Annotated in this window: 12 protein-coding genes; all 12 read right to left on the reverse strand. The window is 34.0% G+C overall.

Going from position 1 to position 17,151, the window contains the following annotated elements:
• Positions 1-288: a helix-turn-helix domain-containing protein gene (locus tag L3X39_RS13275; RefSeq protein ID WP_237232344.1), complete on the reverse strand. Its 288-nt coding sequence runs from the start codon at positions 286-288 to the stop codon at positions 1-3.
• Positions 289-374: 86 nt separating this feature from the next.
• Complete coding sequence (locus L3X39_RS13280; RefSeq protein WP_237232345.1) at positions 375-1,145, reverse strand: hypothetical protein; 771 nt, start codon at positions 1,143-1,145, stop codon at positions 375-377.
• A 16-nt stretch (positions 1,146-1,161) separates the two neighbouring features.
• A complete protein-coding gene (locus L3X39_RS13285) occupies positions 1,162-2,457 on the reverse strand; it encodes a site-specific integrase (protein ID WP_237232346.1) in 1,296 nt (431 codons plus the stop codon).
• Positions 2,458-2,708: 251 nt separating this feature from the next.
• The gene (locus L3X39_RS13290; RefSeq protein WP_237232347.1) at positions 2,709-4,199 is read right to left on the reverse strand and encodes a T9SS type A sorting domain-containing protein; all 1,491 of its coding nucleotides are present in this window, start codon (positions 4,197-4,199) and stop codon (positions 2,709-2,711) included.
• A 121-nt stretch (positions 4,200-4,320) separates the two neighbouring features.
• A complete protein-coding gene (locus tag L3X39_RS13295; RefSeq protein WP_237232348.1) occupies positions 4,321-5,235 on the reverse strand; it encodes a T9SS type A sorting domain-containing protein in 915 nt (304 codons plus the stop codon).
• A 270-nt stretch (positions 5,236-5,505) separates the two neighbouring features.
• The gene (locus L3X39_RS13300; protein WP_237232349.1) at positions 5,506-6,432 is read right to left on the reverse strand and encodes a glycoside hydrolase family 17 protein; all 927 of its coding nucleotides are present in this window, start codon (positions 6,430-6,432) and stop codon (positions 5,506-5,508) included.
• A gap of 19 nt (positions 6,433-6,451) precedes the next feature.
• Positions 6,452-8,092 (reverse strand): MFS transporter, encoded by a 1,641-nt coding sequence (locus tag L3X39_RS13305; RefSeq protein ID WP_237232350.1) that lies wholly within the window; start codon positions 8,090-8,092, stop codon positions 6,452-6,454.
• Positions 8,093-8,128: 36 nt separating this feature from the next.
• Complete coding sequence (locus L3X39_RS13310; RefSeq protein ID WP_237232351.1) at positions 8,129-9,619, reverse strand: glycoside hydrolase family 30 protein; 1,491 nt, start codon at positions 9,617-9,619, stop codon at positions 8,129-8,131.
• A 4-nt stretch (positions 9,620-9,623) separates the two neighbouring features.
• The gene (locus L3X39_RS13315) at positions 9,624-10,577 is read right to left on the reverse strand and encodes a glycoside hydrolase family 2 TIM barrel-domain containing protein (protein ID WP_237232352.1); all 954 of its coding nucleotides are present in this window, start codon (positions 10,575-10,577) and stop codon (positions 9,624-9,626) included.
• 67 nt (positions 10,578-10,644) lie between these two features.
• A complete protein-coding gene (locus L3X39_RS13320) occupies positions 10,645-11,913 on the reverse strand; it encodes a glycosyl hydrolase family 17 protein (RefSeq protein WP_379840353.1) in 1,269 nt (422 codons plus the stop codon).
• Positions 11,914-11,916: 3 nt separating this feature from the next.
• The gene (locus tag L3X39_RS13325; RefSeq protein WP_237232353.1) at positions 11,917-15,378 is read right to left on the reverse strand and encodes a 1,3-beta-D-glucan phosphorylase, GH149 family; all 3,462 of its coding nucleotides are present in this window, start codon (positions 15,376-15,378) and stop codon (positions 11,917-11,919) included.
• 108 nt (positions 15,379-15,486) lie between these two features.
• The gene (locus L3X39_RS13330; RefSeq protein ID WP_237232354.1) at positions 15,487-17,142 is read right to left on the reverse strand and encodes a family 16 glycosylhydrolase; all 1,656 of its coding nucleotides are present in this window, start codon (positions 17,140-17,142) and stop codon (positions 15,487-15,489) included.
• Positions 17,143-17,151: the final 9 nt, after the last annotated feature.

Below are 17,151 nucleotides of genomic sequence, written 5' to 3' on the forward strand. Positions count from 1 at the left end.
CTATTCCTGCTTTACAAGTTTGGCTAGTATATCACTCATTTTATAGTAAACACGGTTACCCAAACGATAGCTTGGAAGGACACCATTTTTTCTCCAATTCCATAAGGCCTGTTTGGAGCATTTTAAGCGTTTTAAGGTTTCATCAACCGTTAGAAGCTCTACTTCATCTTTTTTAGATGGTTGGTATTTATCAAAAAACTCCTTTAATTTACTATCAACCCCAATTAAGATGTTGTCAGTAAGCTCCTCGGGAGTAGTTTCAATAACATGCAGTTGTGTTGACTTCATTTGAACTGTATTTAATATTTTACAGTACAAAAATACTCTACAACATAAGCTATTATAGAGTTTATGGGTATATGCCAGTATATATACTAGGTAAATTTAGCATCAGGAATGTTAAATCCTCTATTGTCAAAAGTTTCTTTTGCTTGTTTATATTTTTTGTTATTAGGGCTCAAATATATTTCTATCGATTTTGATGTATCGCAGTCATTAATTGAAAAAGCTTTAAACAATTCTCTAGATAACTTTGAGTTATTAATCTCTCCTCTATGCATATCAGCTTCCATATACCCCTTATCTATTAACTCTCTTATAATTATAGCTAATTGAGAAGGACCTGCTTTCCAATTTAATAGTTTAGGCTGAGCATTGTTTTTATATTCGTCAATAAATCCATGAATAATTTGGATTCTCTTTTTAAAATCATTTTGTAACCGATTCCATCCTGCTAGATGCATCATGTGAGGATAATCATAATCCCAGTTTTTAATGACCCCTTCACTTTCAATAAAACCATATTCTAAAGGCTTTTCATCATAATATCCTCTTCCATTTAAATTTGGTTGAGCATTATCGACAAGTTCTTCAATCTTTGGAATTATTTTAACATCAAGTATTGAATAATACTTTTCGGGGGCATCGCAGTAATCATAGTGATATTCAAGAAATTCTCTTAACTCTAAAATATCAGTTTTGATGAGTAAATCATGCATGAAGTATTTTAAATAAAAATCTTCAATAAGTTTTGGTTCGTAAAAATCAAAATTATTTAACTGGTATTTCGAGTTTTCAGATTGATTGTCTTCCGATAATTTATTAAATGCAACTTCATTTACTGCAAAGGCTTCTTTGTAATTCATAGTATTATTAGCGAATTTAGTTACTAAAAAAAGCACTGTCAGCAATTTTCACAGCTCTTTCCTGAGGTGTAACCTTAATATATTTATAAAATTCTCTTTCTGTAGAGTGACCGCTTATAGACATTATATCTATCGTTGGCATTTTAGACAAGTATGCGTTAGTGCAAAAGGATCTTCTAGCTGTATGAGATTGGATTAAACTAAATTTTGGAACAGTTTCTGTGATTATTTCACCTTTTACTTTTTTCTTAATTATAATTGGTTCTTCTATCTCAGCTTTCCTACCAGCCTCTTTTATAAATTCATTAATATCTGGTGCGTTCAGTTTTGGAGGTGGAAATCCATTGTACCGCTTATTCATAATTTCTTTAATTCGAGAATGTAATGGAACATATATTAGCTTATTCGTTTTTTGTTGTTTAAATTCAATTACTCCTCTTCCATTAAAAGATTTTATTTGCTCCATCTTAATTCCATTGTAATCTGAAACTCTTTGCCCTGTATAATATCCTATTAAAAAAATATCTCTTGCCAATTCCCAGTCCTTAGTTTTAGATAAATCAACTTTATACAAACTATCAATTTCTGCTTCTGTTAAATATATTGAAATAGATTCCTCCGATAACACCTTAAACTCAGAATTTTTATATTTAAGATTGGTATTAACTCCTTCTTCAGTTGCCTTATTCAATATCGTTGTAAGATTTTTGATATGCTTCCCTATAGTATTTATTGAATAATTAGTATCCTCTAAAAATTTCACAAAAGCGTAGTAAAATTTAAGGTCTATACTGTCAAAATCTAAATTGTAGTTAACCTTTTTATTGAATTCTTTTAATCGGTTAATTGTTTGTTTATAAGACCTTACAGTAATTATACTTAGTTTTACAGAACTTATAGTCTTAGATTGTTTTTCGCGTCGTTCAATATAATCATCAGCGAACTCAAAAAATGAAGTAAAAGCTTTTTTAGTATCATCGCCTCCTCGAATAATATTAATAAGGATTGATTTTAAAATTTGTCTACTTTGTTTTTCTTCTTCATTTAAACCTGTTACAGCATCTAAAAATTCAGCAGAAAATTTCAACAAATCACTATTCACCTTTTCTCGATTATTTATAGTAGCAATAGCCCTAATCCTTTGATGCGTTTTGTCCCAATTCTTAGGACTAACTTTGTACCCTGTAGCGAACTTTATCCTTTTATTACGTCCAAAGCTATAATCTAAAATTATCGATGTTTGCCCTTTGGCATGTATATCTTTTAATCTATATTTAATTGTTCCAGTAGTTGAACTAATAGATTTATTCATATTGTAATAAGTTTTATAATTTTATAAAGGGACAACAAAAGGGACAACATTCTGTTTAATTATGATTACTCCAAATGTAATTAAATTATTTGAAAACTCATTTAAACCCTGAAAATAAAGAGGCTAACATAACATTGATTAAAATAAAGTAAAATAGTTTCCACTTAAAAAAAGTACTGGAGGTACCACAAAAAAATCCCGAAACATAAATGTTTTCGGGATTTTTTGTTGGTAATATAATTTTTAAAATACTACTGCTTTACCAGTTTTAAAGTACTAGATCCATTCGCAGTATCTATCTTAGCAAAATAAATTCCTGATTTTAAATAAGATGCATCCATTTTTACTTCAGTAGCATCTGGTTTCAACGATAATACATTTTTACCTAAAACATCAAATACGTTAATTGAAGTAATATTTAAATCTTTAGATTTAAGAGTCCAACTATCTTTAGTTGGGTTTGGATATGCTTTAAATGCAATAGGTGTAAAATTGGTCGTTCCAAGGGACGGTGCTGCTCCTGTTATCAACCCTTCCCATGAAATATTGTCGAAATATGAAATATTTTCCGTAGTTCTAGGGTCTTGCCAATCTGGAAAAACAACTATTTGGTCTACATTATTATTATCACCACTAGCCACAAAACTCGATATATCGTAAGTTAATGTTTCCCATGTGTTTATCATCGTATTTGGCTGTGCAATCTGAAAAACAGTTCCGGAAGTAGTATTTACCATCTTAACCGTAACATCGCTAATAACCGGCTTATAAACATCAATTGTTATTGTTGTAGTAGTCCCATCTAACTTCCATTCCCAGATTGTACCATGTTGTGTTTCACAACCTGCCCAAGGTGCTCCTGTAGTTAGTGTCGTCATTTTAGCAACAGTTGCACTAGTATTGACACCAGATGCATTAGGGTTTGCCACAACTTCAAATGGTGGGTTGGAATCATTTTCAAATACATTCCAGCTGGACGCAACACTACCAGTAGTTCCAGATTCAAAAGTCAAATCGAATGTTTGACTCATAGGCGTAATTTGAACTGTAAAATTTATGTTATAAGTCATAGTATCGGTTCCGTTTTGTGCTGTAACTAAAATAGAGGTAGTTCCTGGAAGTGAACTAGCATCAGTTACTACAGCCGATGCTGGAGACGCTTGAGATGTAGTAGCAATAACCGTAGGAACAACTGTTGTGCCTTGTGGTAATTCTACGTTGTAATTCAAGGTGTTTGATGAAAACCCAGCTACAGTTGAACCATTAACAGTAAGGTCGCTTAAGGTTGTATCTGTTAATGGGTCGACAGCTTCATAAATCTCAAATTCCCATAAACTGTAACCATAAGGTGTACCTCTAACGGTTCCATACATACGAACATATCTCCCAGTTTCACTCACTGGAATAACATCCATCCCACCATTTCCAGTTGTAGTTGTATAAGCCGTTGCGTAGGTTGTGAAAGTAGCATCATCGGTAATTTGTATTTCATAAGTACTTGCAAAGGCACCTTCCCAATTTAAAACAACCTGACCAATATCGTAGCTAGCTCCCAAATCGATAGTTATCCATTGTGGGTCTGAAAAACTAGTTTCCCAGCGTGTTCCAACATTTCCATCAATGGCGTTACTGGCAGGTTGATTTTCGTTTGACCCCGTTGCAACTCCAGTTAAGGCAAGATTCTGTGAATACCCAAAGGTGAGAAACATTAGCGCGATTGATAATAAAGTAAATTTTTTCATAATACGTGTATTTTAATAATTAGAATTATATAGGCTAATATGATTTGGATATCATAAAAAAAGCCACATTAACAAACGCTAATGTGGCTTTATTATAGTTTTAGTAATAACTTAAGACAAGCTAGTTTTTTATAAGCTTAATGCTTTGTGTTCCAGAAATTGAACTAACTCTTGCGAAATATATACCCGATTTTAAATAAGATGCATCTATAGTAGCTTCATCAGAATTAGGTGATAAGGTAAGTACATTTTTTCCTAATACATCAAATACGTTAATCGACGTAATATTCACATCTTTAGATTTCACAGTCCAACTATCGCTTGTTGGGTTAGGGTAGGATTTAAATGACACTTTAGTTAAATCTTCAGTTCCTAATGTAACACCTTCAACAACCACACTTCCATTAGCTCCTTCGTTAGCAGGGTTAGCGTTAATACCATAAATTCTAAACCCATACTGAACTATTAATCCTGGTGCCAATTCTGCACCTGTAACTGTTACCGAAAACGTACCCGATGCTGGTAGTGTTATTACATAAGCACCATTTAATGCATCTGCAAATGAAGCATTAGGGTCAAGTGCTTTAATAAAATATTCAGCAGTCCAATTTCCTCCAATAGTATTAGAAACCACATTTCCCGTAAATGTTAGGTCTTGTCCATTAAACCCAGCACCAGGCTCAACAAACGTTGAAGCTTCCATTATTTTATTACCTAATGGTCCAGCAGTAACTCCACCATCACTAGAGTTTGTCCAATAATCTCTATCTCCATCTGTGCCACCAACAGCATTTGCATAACCGTTATAATTAGGTTGCAGTGTAATATCACTACCACCGATAACAGTTTTTAAATCAGCAACAGCCCATCCGCTTCCAAAGCAGTATCCGCCGCCACAATTAGGTGTACCGTCTGCGGGATTATCGAACACGTTCATAAACCCATTCCAAGTAGCATTCACATCAACAGTTACCGTGTTTTGTGAAAAACCATAAGAGGCCGTTAATAAAATAAAGAATAAAGTAATTTTTTTCATCATAATTTAGTTTTAATTAATATTTAGTTTAAGTATTCATAAATTTACATATAATATTTTACGATTAACCAAAAAACACCTTTACAAAAATCATACATCATTAAAAATAATGTTACTTTTTTATTAATTTCTCAAAACACTAGTGAAATTAATGTTTTCAAGCATTCAATTAAATTTTATTAAAATGCCAAAAAAGCAAATGTTGTGGTAATGTTGTGGTTAAAAATATATTTGTATGTATGCTTAATGATTTTATTTCAATCTTAACAATCAGAATAGCAACTTTTTAACTTTTGTTGCAAGCTTTTTTTGTAAAAACTTTGGGTTTTCATCCTTATCCCATAAGCCCCAATAAGCACCAACATCGCCTTCAGAATCCACTTTCCAAGATTCATCGAACGAGGAAAAATAAAACATATCGATATTATCTTCCTTCGACCATTCTTGCGCATTGATAAAATACTTCATGGCATTTTCATGTGATGGTTTGGCTCCTAATAAACCTAAGCCTTGACTAGGCCATCCCGTTTCTGTAATAATCACCTTTTTACCATTACCCGCCTTAACAGCTCTAGCAAACATATCCTTCATATAAATTAAAGAATACTCTATACTACAGCCTTCCCAATACGGGTAGCAATTGGCTAAAACAACATCGCAAGCTTTAGTAATTTTTGGGCGCTTTGCAAACTCGTAGTAGGCATCCACATAACCCATTGGAATCTTAGGAATTGCTTTTTTTACTTGATACATAAAACTTAAAAGCTCTTCTTCAGTTAAATCACCGCGATACATCACCTCGTTTCCAACAGCCGCTATATCTACAAAACCTTTATTTGCCAGATGTATTAATCCTTCTATTTCCTTTTTATTTATTTCGGCATCGCTACCTAACCAAGCACCAACCATTGTTTTAATTCCGAATTCTTTGGCAATAATTGGAATAAGCTCATTACCTTCGGTACAGGAGAATGTGCGAATCCATTTTGTATAAGGCTTAATAATTTTCATGCGACGTCTAATCTGTTTCTCGGTTAGTTGATCGCCTGTTTTTTGCCCTTCTTCATAAGCACTAAAACACAACCCATGCATACCGCCTTTTAAGACTCTTTGAAATGTATTTCTTAATCCTTTTTCTGTTTTGTTCTCGAGTTCGCCTCCTGTTAGAGACAATATTTTATCCGCTCTATATGACATCTTTCCTCGTTTTAATAAATTATAATTCTCCTCTTCGATTTATTAATTCTTCTTTAATTTCTCTTGCTCTTTCTTCGTTTAAACTATATTTCCACATAATCCAAATAGCAATTGCCGCTGTAGATGCAGGTATAACTATATCAGCTATTCGTAATCGAAACATTGACTCAGCAGTTTGAGACACGGCACCTTCATCGAAACCTACTAAGGATAAAATGGCACCGCCTAATACAAGTGAAATTGCTTGCCCTAATTTTACCATCCACCAATAAATAGCACCAAAGGTTCCTTCTTTTCGTGGCATTCCATTCTCTAGTTCATCAAGGTCACAGACATCTGCCGTCATACTCATCATTAAAGTAAATAAGCCGCCTAAACCAAAGGCCATAAAAGGAATTGGTAAAAACATTAACCATGGTCCTCCCTGGCTCACATCCATACTAAACCAAGACATACCAATACTATCTAAAAATGGATTAATAGACTCAAATATTGAACCAACAATATTATTTAAGCCCTGTCCAACTGCTGATTGGTTAAACGTTGCATTGAGTGCATTATCAAAGCCCCACCATTTAAGGCAATACCCAATAATAGAAATGACTGTAGAAATAATAAAAGCTTGTCGCTTTCCCCACTTATTTGATATACGAGATATGATTGGAATAACAGCAAAGGCAGTTACAACTGCTGTAAACGAAGCAAACCAAGCGGGCCAAGTGCCAGCATTTCCATAGTCACCGTTATAAATATAGAATACTATAATAAAAAAGCTAAATGAAGCCACCATTTGAAAGCCGTTAAAGACTAAAAACGTAGCACCGCACAATTTCATAAATGGTTTGTTTTGAAACACGTCTTTAATTCCTTGAAATAAATCTTTAAAACTTGATGATAGGGTTTTTAAACTTATTTTTTTTCTGTTCTCCATTTTACCTGCATCTATACCTTTACAAAATAAGGCTGGTAAAATTCCAAGAACAGCACATCCTATACCAACTAAAATAGACAATTTACGAACACCTGTAGCTTGTAATTTTTCATTCGTAATTTTTAATAAATCATCGCCAGAAAGACCCATTTCGCCAATAGTTCTTAATGTTTCTTCACTTATAGGAAAAACTGTTGGATCTGCAATTACCACCCAAAACCACGGCACAAGCATCCAAGCGATTTGACCTACTGTATTGGCAAAGGCCATTAATCGTGTACGTTCATTGTAGTCTGAAGTCATTTCGTATCCTAAACCAACCAATGGTGTGGCATACATGGTATTTCCAACAAGAAATAATAAAGACATTAATAAGAAATACCAGAAATTGAACATGACTGAATTATCTTCACTCATCTGAAATAAAAGTGCAAACAATATTCCGCTTAAAATAGCACCAATGAAGATGTATGGTCGTCGTCGACCCCATTTAGACTTGGTATTATCAGAGATAAAGCCCATGATTGGGTCTGTAAGTGCATCAAATATTCTAGGTAACCCTCCTAATAAACCTGCCAAAAATGGATCCATTCCAAAAGCGGTTACCAAAAAGAACATAAATACTGCTAAGGCTCCGGGTAATAAATTAAGCACTAAGTGTCCGGAACCGAACGCCATTTTTTGACCAATTGGCACTTTATCTTTTAACGGGGTTACAGTGTGATTCATATTATTTTGGTTTATTTAGTTTAGTAATATCTTATGTTAATTAGGAATTACAATAGTCTGAATTGCCTGTGCATCTATTGCGAAATCTAAGGTGTTTTCTTGTAAAGATATCTTTATTGACTTTGGAGTTTTAGTTTCATTAAATAGCACAACGACAATTGATCCATCAGGATTTTTTACGGCGGTAGCCATTAATGATTCATCTGTGTTTTCGTGCAAAATTACTTTAGCACCCGGTCTTATATATTTACTAAAATGTGCCATAGTATAATATAACGGAGTGAAGTAAACCTCATCGTTATCTGGGTCTACAATTACAGGAGCAACACACCAGTTTTCAAACCAGTTTGGACCTCCTTGTCTGTCTAAAACCATATTCCAATCAACCCAACCATCAACCCAATTATTAAGACAACCTATAATATCTCTTGCATAACGATTTACTGGTGCATATTTAGGGTGTAAATATTTCTTTTCGGGCTCTCTCCAATCATAACCCCAATCTGTTGCTTCCTTTTTCCAATACCATGAATCATCTTTCCAAACTGGTACTTGTGAATCGATACATCCTTCAGTTTCTATTAAGTATTTATCTGGCGCTTTATTATGTGCGTACTGTAAGGCTTCAGGAAAATAATCATAGGTACTCTCATACCAATGTATGGCAGTTCCATCGAAATATTTTGAAGACGATTCATCTCTATACATCTCATCAACCCATTCTTTTAAACCTTCTCTATTTTGATCGTAGCCCAAAATAATTTTATCGCCATAACCATCGGCTTCTAGTTTTGGACCTAAATGAAATTCAACAAAATCTGTCATTTCTTTAGGCGAAAAATGCATGCTTTCCCAATTATTTCCATTACCATGTGGTTCGTTTTCAACAGTGAAACCCCAAATATCAATACCTTCAGATTTATAAGCATCAATATATTTTGAGAAGAATAGCGCCCATGTATCATAATATTCAGGAAGTAATTTACCACCTACCCATTTATTATTATCTTTCATCCAAGGTGCAGCTGTCCAAGGTGAAGCGAATATTTTAAAACCATCTTCTGAGACAGCCAAAGCATCTTTAATCATTGGAATTAAATCATCTTTATCTTCCTGAATTGTGAAGTGTTCCAAATTTTTATCACCTTCAACAGGTGTATAAGAATAGTTCGTTAATGAAAAATCACAAGAATTCATATGTGTTCTTGTTAATGAGTAACGCGCACCATCTTTTGCGAAATAAGCTTTAAGAATAGAGTCTCTGTTCTTTTTACTTAATTTATTTAATAAATACGCCGATGACTCGGTAAAGGCTCCACCAAACCCAGTAATAGTTTGTAAAGTTTCTTCAGGTTTAAGTGTGATAGTAACCAGACTGTCACCTGTTTTAAACTCTGTAATTTTGGTTAAACTATTTCCACTTGCCGATGTTTCAAATACTTCAAAGTTCATCTTTTCTTCTTTCTTGTTACAACTTGAAATTAACAATGCAACGATGCATACCCATGCGTAATTAAATGCTTTCATTTCTTTATTCTTTTAATAGTGTGTATTTAGCTTTTATCACACTAAAAGTTTCCTTTTTGTTTCTATCTATATCTACAATACCCCAAAATTCTTCGTTGGGCGAACCATCATATGGCACTCCACTACTATTTGGCGCCCAACCACCAATATCTTGTTGGTCTGGATTCCCTGCTTTCCACCAGCCATCGGTAAACGAAAACATGGCCACACCTGAGCAAACATCCTCGTTCTGAAAAATTTCATCTAAAATATTGGCATTGGCTGTAGCTTGTGCTTTTTCATTAATACCTTCCTCAAAACCATAATCTGAAATAGTCATATAACTATCTCCTCCAGCTTCTGAAAGGTACATAGGTTTAGAACTTATAGCTTTCCATTGCGGAAAAATGGTTCCGGGTTTGTCCCAACGATACACGTTCATACCCCAAACATCAATATTAGGACATGCAGCAAGTACTGACTCTTCGGGCAACTCACCATGAGCCGTAGTTACTAAATGATTTTTATCGTTTTGATGAATAAGTTCTGCAGCACTGTTTAATGCTTTATACCAAATATTTAAATCGCCTTCAAACCATTCTGGATGGTAGTTATACTCGTTACCTAACTCCCACATTAAAATAGATGGATGATTTTTATAAGTGTTGACATAATCAATAAAAGAACCTGATTTTATATCAAAAACACCACCTTGATTGTAACCAAACCCTATAATTAATTTAATACCTGCAGCATCAATTTCATCTAAAACTGATTTATCATCAATAGGTTCATAAACTCTTATTGTGTTAATGCCCGCCTCTTGCATTAATTGCAAATCTTGAGAAAGTGAATCGAAATTTCTTTGATTACTCCCTTTTGGTACTGGGTGATAACAAATACCTTTAATGAAGTATGGCTGGTTGTTTACATAAATTATACGTTCTGTATACGTAACAGAATTTGTGTTTTTACTCATCTTACAAGACAAACAGAAACAAATAACTATACATGTAAAGACAAATTTTGCCATATGTGGTAATTGTTTATTTGTGCATTATTAAATCTTCTTCTTTTGGGGCTAAAACATCAAGCATTAGTGCTTCTTTATTTCCGTTGTAGGTTTTGGAAATAGTGCTACCATTTCGTGTTAATCCTTTAAAAACTCCGGAATCAACTAAATTCCAAAGTGCATATTTCGCTTTTCCATCAATCGTGAATAGTCCAAAGTGATTTTCCGAGCCTGAAGGGTTTTTGGCGTCTTTCCAGTTTTCATCAAAGGCTTCGAAATAAAAGCAAGATATACTATTTTTATTAGTCCACTGGCGAATTAACTCATAATAACGACCTGATTTATACTCATCAGTCGCTCTCGATCCATTTTTCCCGTAGTGTTCATTCGAAAATGTTGCCCAACCCGTTTCACCTATATGAACCGGTTTATTTACGCCCAAGCTTTTCATGTAATTTACAACACTGTCGTATTGCTTTTGTGCAAACAATAATGAACGTTGCATTGCCGCTTCTGTTTTTTCGAGATCTGACAATTCCTTTTCGTTCACTGGAACCATCCAAAATTCTGGATTATAGTGCGTATTATGCATCGGGTAAGTGTGCATAGATATAAAATCGACCGCATTAATAAGATTTACCAAATCCTTTTTATGATAACTAGGGTCACCACCACCCCAAGATGCAAAATCGTCTGAACTTGTTATCCATAAATCTTTTGGCAATTCACCTTGACTTTTTAGCTCTTGTAAATGGTTTACCCATTTGAGAATAACACTTGGTTGAACAAAATAACTTGTTGCCCAATGCACCATGGCTTCATTACCAACAGCAATTATTTTTACAATATCTGGATATTGTTTTGCTAAGGAGACTGCTGTCGCTATTTCAACAGTATTTCTTTCGCTTTCTTGATTATGGTCTGGTTCACCATGTCCGCGATAAAATGCGTTTTTACAATCTATCCAAGCACCCAACATGACATACATTTCAAAGCTAGAATCTTCTTTTTTCAACTGAGATATAGCTTTTAACACATTTGATGCGTGAGCGAAATGCACATTATAAGTTCTGAGGATTTTAATACCCATAGCAGATAATATTTTCATATCCTCTTTAATCTGCTCTACAGTGGGCTGAATCTCTCGCGTGTTCTGCCTATAACCACCATAAGATATTGCTAGGTAATTTGGATTTCCTAAAATATCGGCAGCGGATAATTGCTTCTCGGTTTTTGGTATTTCATTACATCCAAACATCATAATTACTATTGAAAATATTATATACTTCTTAAGACTACTCATTAATTAGTCCTTTTTTATAGAAACAATTATTTGTTTTACCTCTCCTTTTCTTTGGAAAATGGATTTTGAAGTTTCTAAATCTAACTGCAATTTATTTGATTCTATTTGCTTGCCATTATTAAAAACAACTTGTAATCTGTTTTCATTTGAAAGTTTATAAATCACTGGCACTTTACAATAAGTAAAGCATAAAGAGCCTACTTCAACATTAATTTCTTGTTCTTCTTTATTCACATTTGTAAAACAAAACACCGATGGTTTCTTTAAAAATTCACTCGTTTGCAATAATCTGGCGTTGAAAACAATTTTTCCATCTTCAACAAATACACCTAATTCTCCAAACCTGCTTAAAACATCTTCTTTAACTTGTCCCGTCATTCCTGGTTGTTGTGCTCCTTTGGTTGCTGGAGTATGTGAATAAGGATCGGTAGGAAATGCTCCGTATAATTCTGGTGATTTATGAACTCCAATACCTGCGTTGATTTCGTAATAATGATCTAATAATCTACCTATTACGGCATCACTATCATTATTCTTAATCGCTAACAAACAATTTTCTTGTACAGCAAGCAGTAATTTAGATACCATATGCCAATAAATAGAACCTAAGCCTTCGTAACCAAAAAACGTTCCTGAACGTCCTGTAAATGATTTGTGATCGAATATGTCTTCAAAAGTTTGAAGCAATAATCCTTCTTCCTTTTCTACAAGCGAATCATAATTACTATCCAGATTTTTTAATGCCGATTTTAAGCTGTTCGCATTATTAAAATTGCCATTAAAATGGAAATTACCTTTAACATCCTGTTCTATAATTTGTCTGTTACCATCTGCAACTAATCGCTTTAATAAAGCAGATTGCTCCACTTTGTTTGAAGGAATATTATTCTTCTTATCAAACCTTGGTAATTCTTTATTTGGGTATAGAATGTAGCTGTATTGATCGTCTCTAAACAATGCGCTACCTTTAAGTCCGTCAAGTAAACTTAAAGCTTGTGATGGCGAAAGGTAACCTGAACTTAACACTGCCACTTGACCTTCTAACATTTCTGATAAGTATGAAATAGATACCTCATTATCATTTTCAACAGTCATTAAATTGTAGGCGTGATACATATTATCATCGCGCATATTAGCAGTAATACTGTGCTCTAAATAGGCTTTAGTAACTTTTATAAAGTTGGAAACTTCTTCGATTTTTAATGCTGATTTTACACTTGAAAATCCATGAGCATAAATAGTTTCTCGATACTCACTTCCTGCTTTACCTAAACCATCAAGCACTGTTTTTCTGTCTCTATCTGAAATTTTTCCTGATAAAATATTTGAGTTTTCTTGAAGTGTTTCAACAACTCCATTAAAGAAAACCGATAATTCTTGAGAGATTTCAACTTGATTCGTTTCTGCGTTTTCAACAATATTTTCAAAGAAGTTTAAAAACCTATATAAATAGTACAGCGTTACCATTGAAACACCATTACCAACTAAAGCGTTATTAGCATCGTTCCATTCCGGACGTTGTGTATTTAACCAAATACCGCCTTCTGGAATAAAGTTGGACACTTTTGCCAATACGGTTGCTAACAGTTTTTCAATTAAATTAACTCTGTAAATATTTTGGTTTGCATCGGTTAACAATGCGCCATCTGCACCTAAAAGGGCTCTTTTTTCATCAATTTCACGATTCAATTCGTAATCAAAATCGATAGTGTCTTTTGGATTTTTTAAAGTATCCTGATAACTTTTAATTTTATAAGGCACATTAGCATAAACAAAAATGTTTTCAGTAAAACGTTTACCTAAATCGCCAGGGTAGTGGTCTTCAATAAACTCTAAGAATTTTAACAGATAGATAATTTGATGATCGCCCCAGTACCCAATATAAGACCATGGGTCGTGCTCCTCAATAACTTCCCAATCAAAACCACCTTTTGTAACACGGTATGGGTTGTAACCTTCAAAAGTAGTTGCGTTTAAAAACTTATGAATCATCCCTTCAATAAACTCTGGATATGAATGTGCAAGTGCTTCCCAGTTTTGGAAAATATCACGCCAATTCCCTTCGTAGTCTAGAATTTTAGAGCCATCAATCTCGTTTCTGGTGTTTATAGAAAACTTGTTCCAAGGTCTACTTGGATCACCATGTCTTCTACTAAATTTAAGGGGTAAATATTCAAAACATAAACGCTTAAAATCTTTATCACTATCATTTTCTGCAATGTCTTTTAAGTCGTTTAAAGTAAATACTTCTGGCAACTTATTAAGTACATCTTTCTTATTGGAAAAAACCGTTTTGTTTGCTTTTGAAAAATACGTTGTAAAATCGCCTTTCTCAATTTGATAATCGTTATCAAAAATACCACCTCTCATAATATTGAAAAGTGTATTGGCAAAATGTCTTGTGTTTACTAATTGATCTTCGGTAAGTTGTAAACCATCCGCAGAAGCTGTTAATTCTACTAAATTTTTGGTTCCATCTTCAACATCACTCTCAACAACCTCCCTTATATTTTTTTCAGTTTTAATTAATTCTGAAATTTGAACAACATCAGAAATAGACTGATTTACATTGGCAACAAACATCCAATTTTTCTCAGATTTTGCCTCTATGATTACGTCTGCACTTATAAAGTAAGCGCCTTTTTCCGCTTTAATATCAACTTCTTCTTGAATAGCTCCGCCTCTTCTAAAATTATTAAGTTGTAATGAAGACACTAAATATGTTGGATTGTTTAACCCATGCGACCAAACGATATTAGATTTTAATGCTTCGCTAGGTTCAGCTTTATCAACAATTACAGCACTTAACGCATAAATTCCTAAACCAACTTCCTTTTGAAGCTCACTTCTTTTGTAAGCATCTACAAGATTACTTCTGCTATTTTGTAAGTCTGAATTAACATTATTTGGAACAATGTTTTGTAACCCATCTAAAGCTTTTATTTGCAGTGTGTTATCTGAATTATTTATTAGTGTCGATTTTTTTACAAAACCAAATTTGTTACTTGAATTCCACTCGTATCTAAAGGTTAAACCTAGGTCTAAATTACGTTCTTCAAAAACAACTTTGTTCCCATAAACATTCTTGTATAAGTTGGTTTTGATTTTATAAAGTCCTGTTTGACGAATAGAAAAAGGTTCCCAGATTAAGGACTTACCATCTTTCTTTATCTGAAAAATAGATTTGCTTCCAGTAATATCTGCAAGCTCTGTAAGTTTATCATCAGTATAATAAGGAAACAACGCATATTCTGCATTTTTTCTTCCTGCGGTTAATCCGCCATTACTTGATATGAACATCCAGTGATTTGAATCACTAACAATGCTCATAAAAAATGGGCGCATTTTATCACTGTTTGAAATCTTGAAAAATGCTTCTCGGTGAAGGTTTACAATTTCAGATGCTACCTTTTTTTCTTCAAACGAAACAAATTCATCGCTTTTCATGTAAGTGGTGTTAGTCATTGAATAATAATTAAAAAGACTCTTTAATCAGCTTTTTATTTCAAATTATTAAAGTTGAAAAAGGTCGGTTAAAAGCGTTTCACCGACCTTTTTATAATTACTTATATTTTATTGATATACTCTTACATAATCAATTTCCATGGTATCTTCCGTAAACGCAGGATCTACAGTTCCTCCTAAGGTACCACCCATAGCGACATTTAATATCATGAAAAAATCTGCATTAAATGGTGTGTCTGGTGTATTTGCAAATGTTAAAAATACAGAATCGTCTACTAATACTTTTATAGCCGTAGCTGTCCACTCAACCGAATAGTTACGGAATTCAGTGGTAGAAGTTGTATTTGAAGTGTCAGACGTTACAGCATTTCCGGCAGAGTTTCCAGGAAAATGTAACGCTCCTGAAGTTTTGGTTTTATCCTGTCCTGTTTGCTCCATGATATCTATTTCTCCACATGTAGGCCACCCAACGGTATCAAAGTTCGCTCCCAACATCCAAATAGCAGGCCAAGTACCTTGTGCAGCTGGTAATTTTGCTCTTACCTCAACACGTCCATATGTAAACTCTTGTAAGTTTTCAGATTTTAATCTTGCTGATGTATAACCAGAACCATTAGCCTTTGCTGTAATCTTTAGAAAACCATCTTCAACAATCACATTTTCTGCATTATTAGTATAGGTTTGTAATTCTTGGTTACCCCAACCACCTGCACCAAGGTCGTAAGTCCATTTACTTGCGTCAGGTGCACCAGGAGTATCGAACTCGTCAGACCAAACCAAATTGTTAAATACTGTCTCGAAAGTTTCCTCTGCAGGACTTGTTTGAAATTTATGGTACCAAGCTAAAACTGGGTCGTTTCCATCTAATGTTCTAACATATAATTCCGTATCAGAAACTGAAATAACATCATAAGTTGATGAACTTACGTAATAACCCATAAAAGCATCGTTAGAAAAATTTAAGGTTGTTCCTCTAGCTACAAAAGCAGGATCAGGAACCAATGTCCAGTCTGTTAATGAAGGCGATAACGATACTAAACTTGTACCCGATGTATCAAACTCAAAACAGGCATCTTCTCCTGCATTTTGCCCAACAACTCCTTGATGGCCAGCATTAAAAAATGTAGATCCGTTATTATTTAATTGATATGTTAATTGTCCATTTCCTTCTAAAGTAAAAGTTAACTCATCATCACATAGACAATCACTTATTTCTATACCACACTTTTCAAAAGGTTGAGCAGCATACCATTTTGGATACCAATATCCCTCAGGATCAACACCTGAATTACCAGGACCAACTCCTAAATGACCTATTTCTGTCGCCGCTAAATACCACGTTCTAGTAGAACCTCCTGTTAATAATTGCTTAAGTTCGGGATCATCAAAAGAACTGAACACTTCAACATCTACTGAAGTACTAGATGATAAACCTCCGGTACCAATAGCATTTACAACTACTGTGTATGTATTTACACCTACTTTACTAAATCTGTGGGTTGTTTTCCCAGAAGGAGCCACTTCACTTAAGCCATCTCCAAAATCGAATTTAAAGCTTATAGCACTATCCGCTGTAGCGGTAATATTTACGAGTCCGCTTCCATCTCCATTTGGATTTGAAGCATCAACTCCTACAATTTCTGCTGAAACTGTAATATTTGTTGGAGCTATAATACTGCCAATTGATGCATCGTCCTCTTGACAACCAAATACTAGTAGTACCGCTGAAAGAACGAATATTATATTAAATTTTATATTTTTCATTTTCTTAGT

Origin of the sequence: Flaviramulus multivorans, from assembly GCF_021728415.1 — a bacterium.
Classification (GTDB): Bacteria; Bacteroidota; Bacteroidia; order Flavobacteriales; family Flavobacteriaceae; genus Sabulilitoribacter; species Sabulilitoribacter multivorans.

Coding starts and splice junctions, on each gene's coding strand:
- L3X39_RS13275 (WP_237232344.1), bottom strand. CDS start 288: ATGAAGTCAACACAACTGCATGTTATTGAAACTACTCCCGAGGAGCTT.
- L3X39_RS13280 (WP_237232345.1), bottom strand. CDS start 1,145: ATGAATTACAAAGAAGCCTTTGCAGTAAATGAAGTTGCATTTAATAAA.
- L3X39_RS13285 (WP_237232346.1), bottom strand. CDS start 2,457: ATGAATAAATCTATTAGTTCAACTACTGGAACAATTAAATATAGATTA.
- L3X39_RS13290 (WP_237232347.1), bottom strand. CDS start 4,199: ATGAAAAAATTTACTTTATTATCAATCGCGCTAATGTTTCTCACCTTT.
- L3X39_RS13295 (WP_237232348.1), bottom strand. CDS start 5,235: ATGAAAAAAATTACTTTATTCTTTATTTTATTAACGGCCTCTTATGGT.
- L3X39_RS13300 (WP_237232349.1), bottom strand. CDS start 6,432: ATGTCATATAGAGCGGATAAAATATTGTCTCTAACAGGAGGCGAACTC.
- L3X39_RS13305 (WP_237232350.1), bottom strand. CDS start 8,092: ATGAATCACACTGTAACCCCGTTAAAAGATAAAGTGCCAATTGGTCAA.
- L3X39_RS13310 (WP_237232351.1), bottom strand. CDS start 9,619: ATGAAAGCATTTAATTACGCATGGGTATGCATCGTTGCATTGTTAATT.
- L3X39_RS13315 (WP_237232352.1), bottom strand. CDS start 10,577: ATGAGTAAAAACACAAATTCTGTTACGTATACAGAACGTATAATTTAT.
- L3X39_RS13320 (WP_379840353.1), bottom strand. CDS start 11,913: ATGAGTAGTCTTAAGAAGTATATAATATTTTCAATAGTAATTATGATG.
- L3X39_RS13325 (WP_237232353.1), bottom strand. CDS start 15,378: ATGACTAACACCACTTACATGAAAAGCGATGAATTTGTTTCGTTTGAA.
- L3X39_RS13330 (WP_237232354.1), bottom strand. CDS start 17,142: ATGAAAAATATAAAATTTAATATAATATTCGTTCTTTCAGCGGTACTA.